At 33.6% G+C, this 13,618-nt stretch carries 7 protein-coding genes and 8 pseudogenes; 7 read left to right on the forward strand and 8 right to left on the reverse strand.

What is annotated here, in order from left to right; all coding sequences use genetic code 11:
• Positions 1 to 318 precede the first annotated feature (318 nt).
• Positions 319 to 483, forward strand: coding sequence for a hypothetical protein (locus tag BAQ46_RS30795; RefSeq protein WP_169823871.1), 165 nt, complete (start codon positions 319 to 321; stop codon positions 481 to 483).
• Positions 484 to 1,048: 565 nt separating this feature from the next.
• On the opposite strand, the gene BAQ46_RS31730 is transcribed toward BAQ46_RS30795, so the two are convergent.
• The 5 genes and pseudogenes from BAQ46_RS31730 to BAQ46_RS29775 all read right to left on the reverse strand — a co-directional run.
• Positions 1,049 to 1,627, reverse strand: coding sequence for a methyl-accepting chemotaxis protein (locus tag BAQ46_RS31730; protein ID WP_370685186.1), 579 nt, complete (start codon positions 1,625 to 1,627; stop codon positions 1,049 to 1,051).
• Between the two features lie 186 nt (positions 1,628 to 1,813).
• Positions 1,814 to 2,356, reverse strand: a pseudogene (locus BAQ46_RS31735) (protoglobin domain-containing protein); the annotation flags it as partial.
• Positions 2,357 to 4,297: 1,941 nt separating this feature from the next.
• A pseudogene (locus BAQ46_RS31455) lies at positions 4,298 to 5,010 on the reverse strand (exosporium leader peptide-containing protein).
• Between the two features lie 200 nt (positions 5,011 to 5,210).
• Positions 5,211 to 5,570 (reverse strand): annotated as a pseudogene (locus BAQ46_RS23015) (DUF6262 family protein).
• Between the two features lie 11 nt (positions 5,571 to 5,581).
• Positions 5,582 to 6,401, reverse strand: a pseudogene (locus tag BAQ46_RS29775) (site-specific integrase); the annotation flags it as partial.
• Here BAQ46_RS29775 and BAQ46_RS29780 point away from each other — a divergent pair.
• The 3 genes and pseudogenes from BAQ46_RS29780 to BAQ46_RS23050 form a co-directional block, all read left to right on the forward strand.
• Positions 6,397 to 7,419 (forward strand): annotated as a pseudogene (locus tag BAQ46_RS29780) (IS4 family transposase); the annotation flags it as partial. The pseudogenes BAQ46_RS29775 and BAQ46_RS29780 sit on opposite strands and share 5 nt — an antisense overlap.
• A gap of 234 nt (positions 7,420 to 7,653) precedes the next feature.
• Positions 7,654 to 7,857 carry a helix-turn-helix transcriptional regulator gene (locus tag BAQ46_RS23045; RefSeq protein WP_061114617.1) on the forward strand — a complete coding sequence of 68 codons (204 nt, stop codon included), beginning with the start codon at positions 7,654 to 7,656 and terminating at the stop codon, positions 7,855 to 7,857.
• The gene (locus BAQ46_RS23050; RefSeq protein WP_061114616.1) at positions 7,857 to 8,531 is read left to right on the forward strand and encodes a DUF3169 family protein; all 675 of its coding nucleotides are present in this window, start codon (positions 7,857 to 7,859) and stop codon (positions 8,529 to 8,531) included. Before BAQ46_RS23045 ends, BAQ46_RS23050 begins: the two co-directional genes overlap by 1 nt.
• 359 nt (positions 8,532 to 8,890) lie before the next feature.
• On the opposite strand, the pseudogene BAQ46_RS23055 reads toward BAQ46_RS23050, so the two are convergent.
• Positions 8,891 to 9,089: pseudogene (locus tag BAQ46_RS23055) on the reverse strand (IS4 family transposase); the annotation flags it as partial.
• 248 nt (positions 9,090 to 9,337) lie between these two features.
• Between BAQ46_RS23055 and BAQ46_RS23060 the strand changes: the two are divergent.
• The gene (locus BAQ46_RS23060; RefSeq protein WP_061114615.1) at positions 9,338 to 9,532 is read left to right on the forward strand and encodes a helix-turn-helix transcriptional regulator; all 195 of its coding nucleotides are present in this window, start codon (positions 9,338 to 9,340) and stop codon (positions 9,530 to 9,532) included.
• On the forward strand, positions 9,532 to 9,993 hold the full coding sequence (locus tag BAQ46_RS23065) for a hypothetical protein (protein WP_061114614.1): 462 nt from the start codon (positions 9,532 to 9,534) through the stop codon (positions 9,991 to 9,993). Before BAQ46_RS23060 ends, BAQ46_RS23065 begins: the two co-directional genes overlap by 1 nt.
• A 77-nt stretch (positions 9,994 to 10,070) precedes the next feature.
• On the opposite strand, the pseudogene BAQ46_RS23070 reads toward BAQ46_RS23065, so the two are convergent.
• Positions 10,071 to 11,236, reverse strand: a pseudogene (locus BAQ46_RS23070) (IS3 family transposase).
• 446 nt (positions 11,237 to 11,682) lie between these two features.
• Between BAQ46_RS23070 and BAQ46_RS23080 the strand changes: the two are divergent.
• Positions 11,683 to 13,021, forward strand: a pseudogene (locus BAQ46_RS23080) (IS4 family transposase).
• 254 nt (positions 13,022 to 13,275) lie between these two features.
• Here the strand turns inward: BAQ46_RS23080 and BAQ46_RS29785 are convergent.
• Positions 13,276 to 13,618: LPXTG cell wall anchor domain-containing protein (locus BAQ46_RS29785; protein ID WP_131801188.1), on the reverse strand; the 343-nt coding region annotated here is incomplete at its 5' end.

Below are 13,618 nucleotides of genomic sequence, written 5' to 3' on the forward strand. Positions count from 1 at the left end.
ATCACATGTATTTAGTTCTGTAAATCTATAAAACTTTAGTTTGGATTTTCTTGGCCCAAGCTAGTCCCAAAAATGAGAGTTTAGAGTTTCATGCCTTTGTACAGTACATTAAGATAGGAGGGGAGTTTAACTCACATTTCCTCAACTGTTCGTTAAATTCCGATTTAACGAACTCTTAGATGATTCTCATAGAATATAGTAAAGGAAAAGGGAGATATAGCTACAAGAACAGATAATGGAGCTATTCTTCAATTAATAACAAATGATTAAGGAGAAATAGTAATAGAAGAAACTTGTCAAATAGGGGCAAGTTTACAGTTGGATAACGATATCAAAAGTCTGTTTTTCTTTGTTTCGTCTCAAAATCAAAGAATACTCTTCATTTTGAAATATCCAATTATTTTTTATGTAGATGTTAATACAGCAGCGTCTGATAAATTACAAATAGCAACAAATATGCCATTTGCAACAGAAAACAAATAATTAACTAACTAATTTAATAAATGATACAATACAAAATTCCAAGACCATCTCAATAAAACGTCATAACTTAACTTTTTGAGATGATATTTTTTTAAAAAATAGAACTACCTATAATAAAGGTTATGTAAACTAATTAAAAGTAAGTTTTCATGAAGCCACTTATATACGCGTTTTTTTCACCATATCCCTTTCCCTACTGAATACCCCTTAATAAGGGTTATTCTCCCTTTGTCTAATACTTTTGACGTATCAAAAAGTATGCAACGGTCCTAGCAGCGGTGATCTTATAGGATTTATTTCGCATGCACATCTTTAAATTCCCTACACGTAGCCTTTAGAAAAAAGAAACAACCTCTACTATAATTGACGTTGTATGAGCTTAGCTTGATAGCGATGTGACGCTACCCCAGTATAGAAAATTTACTATTAGATAACGATATATTACACTAATGCGGGTAATTATTATCTATAAAGCATCTCTCCTTTTAACAATTTTGACAGATAAAAAAAGATTAAAACGCAAAACAAGACTGTGGGGCGTACTTTCTCCACAGCCTTCATCTTTTTATGTTATACCTTTCGCTACTTCAGCTAAGCGATCTGATGACGTCGCAATTTGATCGACTGCACCATAGATATCCCCAATAACATAGCCTAGCTTTCCTAAATCTTTGTTAACTTGATGATTTTTCTCTTTTAATTGATGCATAGATGTAAGAATTTCATCAAAAAAACTACTTGTCTTATCTGTTTCCTTTACCCCTTGTTCAACTAATCCATTTGTATTTATTACAGAATCCGAAATGCTATATACTTTTTGGTTAATACCATCAATTAATCCCAATACTTCTTGTACTTCCTTCTTCGTACTCTCCGCTAACTTCCTCACTTCTCCGGCTACGACAGCAAATCCTTTACCTCGCTCACCCGCACGTGCTGCTTCAATAGCTGCATTAAGTGCTAATAAATTTGTTTGCTCTGCAATCGACGTTACTAGTACGGCAATTTCCTTAATTTTGATTGCTTTCTCCTTTAAATCCACCACTTCTAGTTTTACCATCGACATACTCTGTTTTGTAGTATGCATCATTTGTTGTAATGAATTTAATCTGCCATTTCCTTCACTCGATTTCAATTCTGCCATTTCTGCAATAGCTAATCCCGCTTTAGTTAATTCTGTTATTTCTGTAGCTTGTGTTGAAATTCCTTGTAAAGAACAGCTGGCCTGCTCACTAATCACAGCTAACTCATCAATACTCTTACTTACTTGTTGGCGTAAAAAACCTTTTTTCTTCACTTCTTCCTCCCGTTGTCTCCCTTGTTCTTGTTCATATGCTTCCAAGACGAGTTGTTGTTCTAAGCTAACAAGTTTTGTAGTAGCTGTTACAAGTTGATGATATTCCTCTTTTAAATATGTATGTTTATTAATAATTTGAATAAATGATTTTAGTAAATTTTGCAACGCACACATATACCACGTTCTCTCTAAACCAATTCGCACGTGTACATGAGCAATTACATTCCTTTTTTGAATAAAACCTTCGTCAATTTTACCACTAAACATTTCTTGAATGTGGCGTGAGAGTGTCCCCTTTAATCGATTAATATTACTATGCTCTTTAATAATTTGAATAAGTGACGGTTCGTACACTAAACTTTCATAGAATGTTTCGACAATTTCGTGTAAATGTTTTTCTATATACGGCTGAAACGTTCGAAGAATTGCTAAATCATCTATTGTCAAATCAATCATCGTAACTTGTTTTTCTACAATTGTATTCCTTGGTAAATTCATACTAACAAGTCGCCTATTATCTTCTATCCTCTTTAAAATATGCTCTAGCTGCTTTTTTCGCCTTTTCCACATTGACATATACTCCCCCTCTAGTTAACATTTATATTCTATCAAACTATTAATAATTTATGAATTGGTTGATAGAAAGTGATAAGAATTCAATCCATTAATCCTAATATATTAAAAGTAAATAAAATTAACCACACTATATACCCAAATCCACTTCTCAAATTACATTTTCGTTCACATTTATGTCACAAATATATAAATTTCAATACATTAAAATAAAAAGCATTTTTTGTATCAACCTCAAAGAATTCCTATTCTTCTGGGACTTTTCTACTTAAACAAAGATATTTCCGTTCCATATTTAGAGCATTAGAGACGCATCGTATTATAACTTATATTTGAAATACGTCATTCTTTTTGGTAGTCCCTTACTTAAATAAGAGACTTTCTCATTTAAAATAACATTTCTGCTAGTTTTGACACGTATACTTAAAAAACATATGGATATATTATTGAATAGTGATTTTCTATTCATAGAAATCCAATTTTAAAGGGCATAATTTTATGTGCGTGTGCTTTTTATTTAATAATCATTTTTTGAGGGGATTACATACACTAAAAATTAAACACACCGGTTTTATTAAGCTCTCATAAGAGCACCAATACAAATGTGAACACCATTAAATTGTGTTCACATTTGTATTGGTGATAGGTAAGACTTTGAAGTTATCTCCATCTTTTCTCCCACTTAACACTATACGCGCAACTTTCATCGTATACAGTATCCCATCTTATTCTTTTATACTAAAGCAACTAGATTACAAACAATGTTGCACTCACCGATGTATTAATTCCACTTTCTTACGAAAAGTCCCATCATCTTACTCGATCCTGTGAGTTACATCTAGTTGCTTTAGTTTTCAAAGAACAAGACTAGGGAATATCCTTCCACATTTGTTACATGGTTCGTCGGTACTGTGTCCCCCACCTTCACAAAATAAAGCAATTTCGGTTCGTTAGGACCTTATATGCACCTACCTGCTAGTAGGCGATAGTGACAGTTTCTGGCTTATCACATTCCAGTTGACTTAGCTATACATATATCCTTAGGTGCTTACTTTAAGCCCATTATCTTTACATCCTCATCGTTAGATGTTCCAATTTTCATACTATTCACTCTTACTTTTCGGTAGATAACGTCGTCATTAACGACATACACATTTCTAATGCATTAAGCGTTTAGAAATGTGTATTCGCAAGTTCGCCAGTCCATTTGGACATTCTCATCCTAGATATTTTGTAGCATTCCGACCTACCTATTACCATATGATTTCTCACTTAGGTTTTGTTCAGCCGACTTCACCTAGCTACATACAATTTGTGACTACTATCACGCCTTGCATGTAGGAGTATCAGCTAAGTATTTTAAGCTCAACCTGACGGTTTTCATTCCTACTTTCAGTCAATCAGTTGTTGTTATCAAATTGATAACCCTCCTATTTCGTGTTTTACACACCTATAAGGAAACATGTCGTGCAAAGGATTATTTTTTAAAAATCCAGCTTACACCCTATTTTATGGTGGTAATTTTTTATAATTCTGTTTTACCCTTATATATTATTTTTTATTACATTACACTAAAAAGGTATTCGATTAAAATTATCAAGACCTAATTGATAAAAAATGTTATTAAATCACTCCTCATTCCCCTTTGCATATAATTTATTATCGGATGCAAAAAGTGTGTAACAATTTCAATTTAAGATCCCCAAATGACTTCTATGATAATAATTAGATTTAGCAATTACTACAGAAAAACAAAATCTAGATAGTGCTTTATGAGAGCTTATTAGATTGGTTCCATAAGTTAATTGACGAAAAAAGAGTCCAATATTATTTGGACTCCTTCCTATTATTCTAAATATGCTCTTAGGATTATTTTTTTGTTAAGTTCATCAGTATTTTCATTTTTTCAACTATAATAATTGTACATTTAAAATAGTAACTTTTTTAGATTGAAGTAGATATAAATACAGAGTATACAGCACTTTGAGTAATCCCCGGAGTAATAAAAAGTGATATAGCATCCGTTCTTGCAACTGGATTACCAGGTATCGTACTAGTCCATGTAACTGTTGCAGGTGCAACTACTGGATTTGGATTAAATACTTTTACAGGCTGTGCTCCAATATCAGTTGGTTTGATTAAAAATACTATTGTTCCAGTAATATTGGCTGTAAGGGTAAGTGTAGATACTATTTGACCAACCCCTGGTGAAGCTAGATTAATAGGTACATTATCACATACTTGTGGTAGATATACACCTATACCTAAGTTATTTACATTAATAGAAGCTGAAAAACCAACAATACTACCAGCTCCTGCTGTTACATAAGGGAGCGTTTGTGAATCTGCACCAGGTGATCCTGCTGTGCGCTGAAATCCAGCATTAGTACCACCAAAAAGGATAGCCTTTGTAGAAGTTGTTGCTGTAGCGCCGGGAGCTCCAGTAGAACCTGTAGGTCCTGTAGGTCCTGTAGGTCCGTAACTCCCGTAGGATCAGTGTCTCCGGTAGGCCCAGTAGAACCAGTAGCTCCAGTCGGTAATGTAAATGGTGGGATTGGTGGCAATGTAGGTCCTACAAGGTTAGAATCAAACGCTCCAACAGATATAAAATCATCCAGGTTTAATCCTTTTGGATAATTTTCACTCTCATATGACATATACACACTTCCTTTCCCTCTAAAAAATTTATTCATCATATGGCTTGTACATACTATAAAATAGCAAATTAAATTAAAAATACTGGATGAGGAAGTATTGCCTTAAAAAAGAGCCGATTAAAAGCTCTTTTTTAGGTTTACTTGGATTTGTTATAATACGGTTCTGCTTCGTTAATGGAAGAGGGGGGAACTTTATTCCCTCAAACCTTTCTATAAACTTCTGCATAGCAACCTTTAATTGTTCACGCAATTGTTTTTTCTCTTCTTCTAATTTCTTAATCTTACGTTTCAAAGAAGCCATAATTGCATCTTCATTGTTTTCATCTATTTTTCGCTTCACCTGTTTTGGAGTGGGAACTTGAGATTATTGCTGGCGCAGAGATTCAATTCGTTCACGCAGTGCACCGTTGTTGTATAGCGTCGCTTGCCACACTATTAAAATTGATAGGATTATTTGCTCGCAAGAGCCTTTGGATAGCTTTATCCACCTTTTGTGAAGTAATTACCTTTTTTGATGCATGGATTGCTTTCAGTTGCTCTTTGCGGTTACAATTAGTCATTTTTTCACACCTTACTTCTTTTTCATCCGATTTTGTCTTCCAAAGATAATATTACCTTCGCGGATATTGTTTAAAATGTCATGATAACGTTGTAGGTTTCTCTCTTGTTTTTCTAACATATCATCCCGGCCGTGTTGTTTTGCAATCTCAATGGATTTAGATGTTGTTTTTACGTGAAGCACATACTTTTGTACATCATATTCTGAAAAGCCCATTGCCAAGTCCTTACACGTAAGGAAAGGAGGCGCTTCCATATGAGGACAATTCCCTTTCAGTCGGGCATGACACGTCCCGTACGGGTTGTCCATCGCGTTCAGCTTATGATTGCCAAAGAGCGCCCAGTATGTCCTCTGGGATGTCTTCGCCTGCTTTAATTTCTTGCACCTCGCCATTTAAGTTAAAACTGAACACACCTTGGTTGATAATCGATTCAAATGCTTTTCGCTTCGTTTCATCCAACAGTTTGGCATACCGTAAGGTCGTTTCGGGTGAGGTATGTGCCAGCAGTTCCTGTATAGTTAGAATATCTGCTAATTCATCATCAATTGGGATTCGATGCCCTTGTACATATGTTTTTGCAATATCCGTTTCAATAGAATATTGTCCACTAAGTTTTACTAAACAATCAGAGGTTACACCTAATACATCTGATATTCTATGTCCTGTTTTAAACGCAATCCAAACCACAGGAATCACCTCTTTATGCAAATCATTAATGTGATTAAAAAGTTGCTCTAATACATAGTCGGGAATATAATCAATTCGATTAACAGACTTCTTTTTTGGTTTTGGTTTGTCTTCAGGAAAGAGTAACAATTGTATATTAGTTTCTCCAGGTCCAGGAGGATGCAGCCATACAGCTGGGATAAAAATTCAACTTGAGTATGATTTGTTAAGTGGACAGTTCCTACATATTCATACAGGTCCAGGTAAACAACATGATTGCACTTACGGCTCTCTGTGTGTCCCAACTGTGACAGCGAATGATCTATGTATCCGAGATTTAGGTTGTTTTCATTTAAAAAACCTTCAATATATACAAGATAAAAAAGCCAACTATACCTCTCGTATCAAGTCGAATATACGTATTTATCAAAAAAATCCTAACCCGGATTATTTTCACGGCGGAAGAATTAGGAAAGGTACAGATTATATACAGATAGATATGGGGACGTTAATGAACTGCCTTCCACCAGGACAAACATGTGAAATAGCTGATGCTTTTGTAGGAATGATTGATAAAGGTTAGCTCGTGTAATTTTTCATCGATTAACAAAACAACAGCAAAAAACGATTACAAGATCAAGCTGTCAGAGAAAAAAGAAAGGAATGAAGTATTCTCCTCGTAGTAAACGACTCAGTGGTATTAATGTATATATGCCCCCCTACAGATATTGTCCCGATGGGACAGGTACATGACTGGTATTCTTTGCGTTGGCAAATCGAAATTTCATTTAAAACGTGGAAGTCATTCTTTCAAATTCATCACTGTAAAAAGATAAAACCAGAACGATTGGAGTGCCATTTATATGGTCAATTGATTGCCATTCTACTCTGTTCTTCTATCATGTTTCAAATGCGCCAATTACTCCTCATAAAGAAAAAACGAGAGCTTAGTGAGTATAAAGCCATATATATGATTAAAGACTATTTTCTTCTATTCCAAACTATACAAAAAAACACCCAAAAGCTATCAAAGGTGTTACTTCGCCTGTTCAATCTCCTACAATAAAATGGGCGGAAATCTCATCGATATGAGAAAAAAATAGACTTTGATATATTAGGTGTCGTTTACAATTGTACCCTTTTTGAATCAAGCCGCTTAATTCAAAAAGGTGAAACCCGTTAGGGTTTATTTGATATGCATAATTTCCAATAATCTATACTAGTTTTTTAGAAAAAGAAGAAGAGTTTTTCTGAAACTAACCTTTCCTAACCTTAGCTTGATAGCGATGTGGTGCTATCCCTATATATTAATACTTATTTATACTGCTTGTTACATTCCGACTATGATAATGTTATTTTTGACTACAATCATTGTCAAAAATAACATTATCGTTTACAATATATTTGAGGTGATCAAATGAAAAACCGACTCAAAGAACTGCGAGCAAGAGATGGATTAAATCAAGCAGAGTTAGCGAAAAGAGCGAAAATTTCGCGTCAAACAGTCAGTTTGATTGAACGAAATGAATATATGCCATCTTTATTGATAGCCGTAAAAATCGCTCATGTATTTGGAGAGCCAACTGAAAATATTTTTATGTTTAGTAAGGAGGAATTATAGTGAAAATATTAGGGGTCTATCTTTTAATGTTTGTATATGGACTTTATAAATTGATGGTGAATTATAATCAATTAGATGTAGCAAATACTTTAATTGTTGTAAATTTAGTCAGTCTTCTAACACTGATCATTGCAGATTTTAATGTTAGAAATGTAGAGAAGAACTGCGATATGGAAGTTGATTCAGAGAAAGAAGATGCTTATTTACTTCAGTTAGAAAGAAAAGCATATACAGCATCTATCTATATTCAAGTATCATTATGTTTATCATTTATCGCCGTCCTAACTGGATTCTTATTATTAAGAGATAAACAACCTAGTATTGTTTTAGCAAGTTTTATTATTATATTTCTTGCATTTATGAAGTTATATCCTAGTAAAAAAATCATTAATCTTACAAATCCAGGGTTTACGTTCCCAAATCCTCGCTCTAAAAATTATGAAAAAGAGCTTTTAGATCAGTTTGATGATGGTCAAAAGTATGTCATGTTGCAAGGTCTTTATAAATTATATTCATTTATAAACATGGGGTTAGTTATACTATCATTTGCACTTATGTTCTATTCTGCGTTTACTGGTAATTCACAATTAGTTAGTATAATTAGTATTGGTATACTATTAATGTTAATTCAAATTCGCTTTACAATCAGTTTGAAGCCAAATAAATCGAAATAGCTGGCGCAATTTTTATTTGCAAAATTAACGTTTACATAGCTATTTTAATCAAACTTTGGGTTCAGCCCATCGCTATCATGCTAAGAAAAGCGAATACCCCACAACGAGAAAATTGGCATCTCCAGGTGAGAATGTACAATTTTTTTGTTTTTAATTATAGAACAGAAGTATTTAATGGAGAGTTGCTAGATAAAATAGATGAAGGTAGCATATTTTTGATGGATAAAAACGGAAATTAAATTTAACAGGAAATAAAAGTTAATGAGTGCTTTAGTGAACCAGCCAATCTAAAAAGGTCGGATTCTTAGCGTAAGGGAATTCGGCCTTTTGTATGTTGAGATTTACTCAGCGTATAATATCCGCGTTTTGACGTCAGGATCCCTCATGGAAATGCCTGTGTTAGCTTCTAACCGACTACATAATTGTGTCAATGAAGTTATGAGCTATGTTTTGACTTAACCAAATACATAAGGCCAGTAAATCCTGTGCGCGGTATTTACTTTTTCGTTTAACGAATCCTACATTTTTAGCTAATTGCTCTAAAGCAGTAGGTGACATATATCATTGTAACTCTTTAGACAATAATTCTAGTTCATCAAAAATCGTTAAGATCATATCAAAAACGCCATCCTTTCCTATGATTCTACAGAAAGAATAACGTATTCTTTCATTTTATAGATACAAATTTATATGGTGTGTATAAGGATATTCTAGGAATATAAGGTGTTAAAATTCTAATTATTGACACACATATATAACTAATGTAATATATATGTGTCAAGAGAGATGTATTGGAGGCTTCTAATATGCTTACTAAAGTAAAGCGAATTCGACTTGAAAAGGGTATGACACAGGGGGAATTAGCAAAAACAACAAATGTAAGTAGACAGACAATCGGTCTAATAGAAAAAGGCGAATATAACCCATCTTTGAAATTATGTATTGAGATTTGCAAAAGTTTAGGTGTTACATTAAATGATTTATTTTGGGAGGAAGATTAATGTCTAAGTTACTAAAATTATATCTTTTTGGTAGAGGTACTTCTGTTGATGAACGAGAACAAAATACAGCCTTCGAAATAATGGCAAACGCTGGGATGTTAGCTCTTTTCATCTGTTTTGGAGCTATGTTATATGATTTGATTTTAAACAAAGAAATTACATCACTTGGTATTCTAGCCTTAATTATTTTATTAACAACATCATTTTATATCATTATAATGATGCGGATCAAAAAAATATATATACGTTATACATCAAATAATAAAATGTTAGTTCGTAATTCGATATTCTCGGGATTTATTTTCTTCGTGGTATTTACTTTATTAACATATTTACCTTCTGGAGAAGCGATTACCATGAAGGATCTTACTATAAATAGTATAAGCGGAGTGTTTTTCGGCTTATGTATATATGGATATAGTAAGTATAACAGTAAAAAAGTTGAAGAAGATGAACTATAAGAATTAATTCAAAACACCCTTCATTAATAATGAAGGGAACTGAACTGACCCACGAATTTGGTACATGAAAAAAACACCTATGCTACCTGTTTTTTGTATTCTATAGGAGACAGGTAGTTTAACTTTTCTTGAATACGTTCCGTATTATAATACTCAATGTAATCGTGAATGAGTTGTTTGAGAGTAGAAGTTGAATGTATTTGTTTTTCTTGGGAGTAAAATAATTCAGATTTCAATGAGGAATGAAAAGATTCTATTACGGTATTATCATGACAATTTCCTTTACGGGACATGCTTGTGGTAATGCCATTTTCTTTAGATAACGTTTGGAAAGCGTAGAAGGTATACACGTCCCCTTGATCACTATGTAGTATAATTTGAGCCTTTTGTTGTGGTTTTATCGCCTTCTCAACTGTTTTTAAGACGAGTGTTACGTCTTGTCTGTTACTTATTTCATACGCGATGATTTCGTTGTTATATAAATCCATAATACTTGATAAATACAACATCTCTGTACCAAATGGCAAATACGTAATATCTGTAACCCATTTTTCATTTGGTTTGGTAGCTTGAAAGTTTCTATTTAAGAGATTCTCTACAACAATCCTACTTTCTCCATTGATCCAGGTTCTTCTCTTTCTTTTAACCTTACATTGTAAATTTTTCTTTTGTATTATTTTTTGTACAGTTTTTCGATTTAAGTGATAATTATATTTTCGTTTCAATAAAGCAGTAACTTTTCGATGTCCATATCGAAAGTGATTTGTCATACAAATTGTCAAAATAGCCTGTTCTAATTTTGCTTCCTTTATATCTTCCTACTTATTTTTCCATCGATAATAAGTAGAACGAGATATACCAATTAATATACATATCTCTTTAATGGAGTACTCATCTTTCATCAACTCCACTACTTCTATAACTACTTCTTTAACCAACTCCTCTCGATTTCGTGGTACTTTTTTAAAATATCTATTTGCATTTTTAATTTCCGATTTTCTATCTGAAGTTTCTCTATTTCAGTTACGCCTTCTCCATTAGCCTTTTGTATCGTACTTTGTTTTCCTACAGGGCGACTAAAACGATACGTTTCACCTTCACGATGCCACTTCATCCAAGTTTTAATCTGTGCTTTATTTTTAATTCCTAATTGTTCCATAATTTCTTTGTTTGTGTACCCTTGTTTTTTCAGTTCGATTGTTTTCCATTTAATTTCTTCTGAATAAGATTTTCTCGTTCCCATAAAAGAAACACCTCTTATACCGTATTTAAATTAAATACGGTATAAGAGGTGTTGTTTCCTTGTCTTATTTCATTGGGTCACTTCACACTTCAATAATTAATGAAGGGTTTTTTTTATTTGAATTATCTTTATTGATGTAGCCATTAATCCGATTGCATTTTTTTATAATCAGTATCAGCCATATAATCACTAGGTTAAACTTCTATAATGCTTTCAGAGTGAAAACGTGATGTTTTCTATGGAAACCAGGTCTATTTTTATCGTTTTGGAGTAACTCGTCCTTATTAGCTGGATGGGGCATGTGGTGCTACCCCATCGCTATCAAGCTAAAAAAATGTATCCATAAAAAGAAAAAATACGTTATTCTTTCTGTAGAATCATAGGAAAGGATGGCGTTTTTTATGTCTGTTTCTGTGTCTGATGAATTATAACTATTTACTCAAGAGATTCAAAGTTTTTATCTCTAAATACCTTACGGAATCTTGCTAGAGATGTTGGTTTCGTACAACGAACCAGTAAATACTAAGCAAAAGATTTAATAGCTTTATGTGTATGGATGAGCCAAAATGTAGCTATGACTTCTTTAACTCAGTTATCTAGCTGTTTAGAAGTATCAACCGAAGTACTCATCAGCCCTGAAGGCATGAATCAACGATTTAATAAAGCGGCTGTTCAATTTTTACAACACCTATTAGCTGAACTACTAAACCAAAAGCTGAAATCATCTATGCCAATTTCTTATCCATATACTTCTGTTTTCAAGCGTATTCGTATTTTAGATTCAACTACATTTCAACTCCCAGATCCTTTTTCATTTGTTTATCCAGGTGCAGGAGTATGCAGCCATACAGCGGGGATAAAGATTCAACTTGAGTATGATTTATTAAGTGGAAAGTTCCTTCATATTCATACAGGTCCAGGTAAGCAACATGATCGGACTTACGGTTCCCTGTGTGTCCCAACTGTAACAACAAATGATTTATGTATCCGAGACTTAGGTTATTTTCATTTGAAAGACCTTCAACATATACAAGATAAAAAGGCTTATTATATCTCACGTATCAAATCGAATACACGTATTTATCAAAAAATCCTAACCCTGATTATTAAAGGTACAGAGTATATCCAGATAGATATGGAGGTTTTAATGAACTCTCTTCAACCAGGACAAACATGTGAAATATCCAACGCTTATGTAGGAATGACTGATAAAGTCTCAACTCGTGTGATTGTTCATCGACTAACAAAAAAACAACGACAAAAACGATTACACGATCAAACTGTAAGAGAAAAAAAGAAAGGAATGAAGTATTCTCCTCGTAGTAAACAACTTAGCGGTATCAATGTATATATGACAAATACTCCTACAGATATTGTCCCAATGGGACAATTACATGATTGGTATTCTTTACGTTGGTAAATCGAGATTTTATTTAAAACGTGGAAATCATTCTTTCATATTCATCATTGTAAAAAGATAAAACCAGAACGATTGGAATGTCATTCTCCTCTGTTCTTCTACCATGTTTCAAATGCGGCAATTACTTCTTAGAAAAAAAACGAGAACTGAGTGAATATAAGGCCATATATATGATTAAAGATTACTTTCTGCTTCTTTTCCAAGCTATACAGAAAGACACCCAAGAGCTATCAAAGATTCTAATTCGCTTATTCAACCTTCTACAGCAAAACGGGAGAAAATCTCATCGATATGAGAAGAAAACAGTCTTTGATATATTAGGTGTCATTTACAATTGTACCATGTTTGATAATCAAGCGGCTTAAATCAAAAAATTGAAACCCATTAGGGTTTTATTTCGTATGCAAATCTTTAAATTCCCTACACGTAGCTTTAAAAAAAAGAAACAACCCCTACTATAATTAACGTTGTATGGGCTTAGCTTGATAGCGATATATGGTTACCCTAATAAACGGTATAAACAGCAATTAATAAAAATTCTAATCAATAATTAAGAAAATAAAAATTGGCTATTATGCTCATACATTGAACATAATAGCCAACCTAGTCATACTATTTTCTAAACTTGGTTTTTTCTACTTCTCACCATAAACAAGAGGCTAGTTAAAAGGATAATCCCACCTAAATATGGGGCAATTGATAGTTGTCCCCCCGTACTTGGTAACTGTTCTCCAAGTTTATTTACATTTGTTTGTCGACTCGGTTCTGTTGGCTCCGTTGGTTCTGTCGGCTCCGTTGGTTCCGTCGGTTCCATTGGTTCTGTCGGTTCCGTTGGTTCTGTCGGTTCCGTTGGCTCTGTCGGCTCCGTTGGTTCCGTTGGCTCTGTCGGCTCCGTTGGTTCTGTTGGCTCCGTCGGTTCTGTCGGTTCCGTTGGTTCTGTCGGCTCCGTTGGTTCCGTCGGT

The organism is Bacillus paranthracis (assembly GCF_001883995.1).
GTDB classification, from domain to species: domain Bacteria; phylum Bacillota; class Bacilli; order Bacillales; family Bacillaceae_G; genus Bacillus_A; species Bacillus_A paranthracis.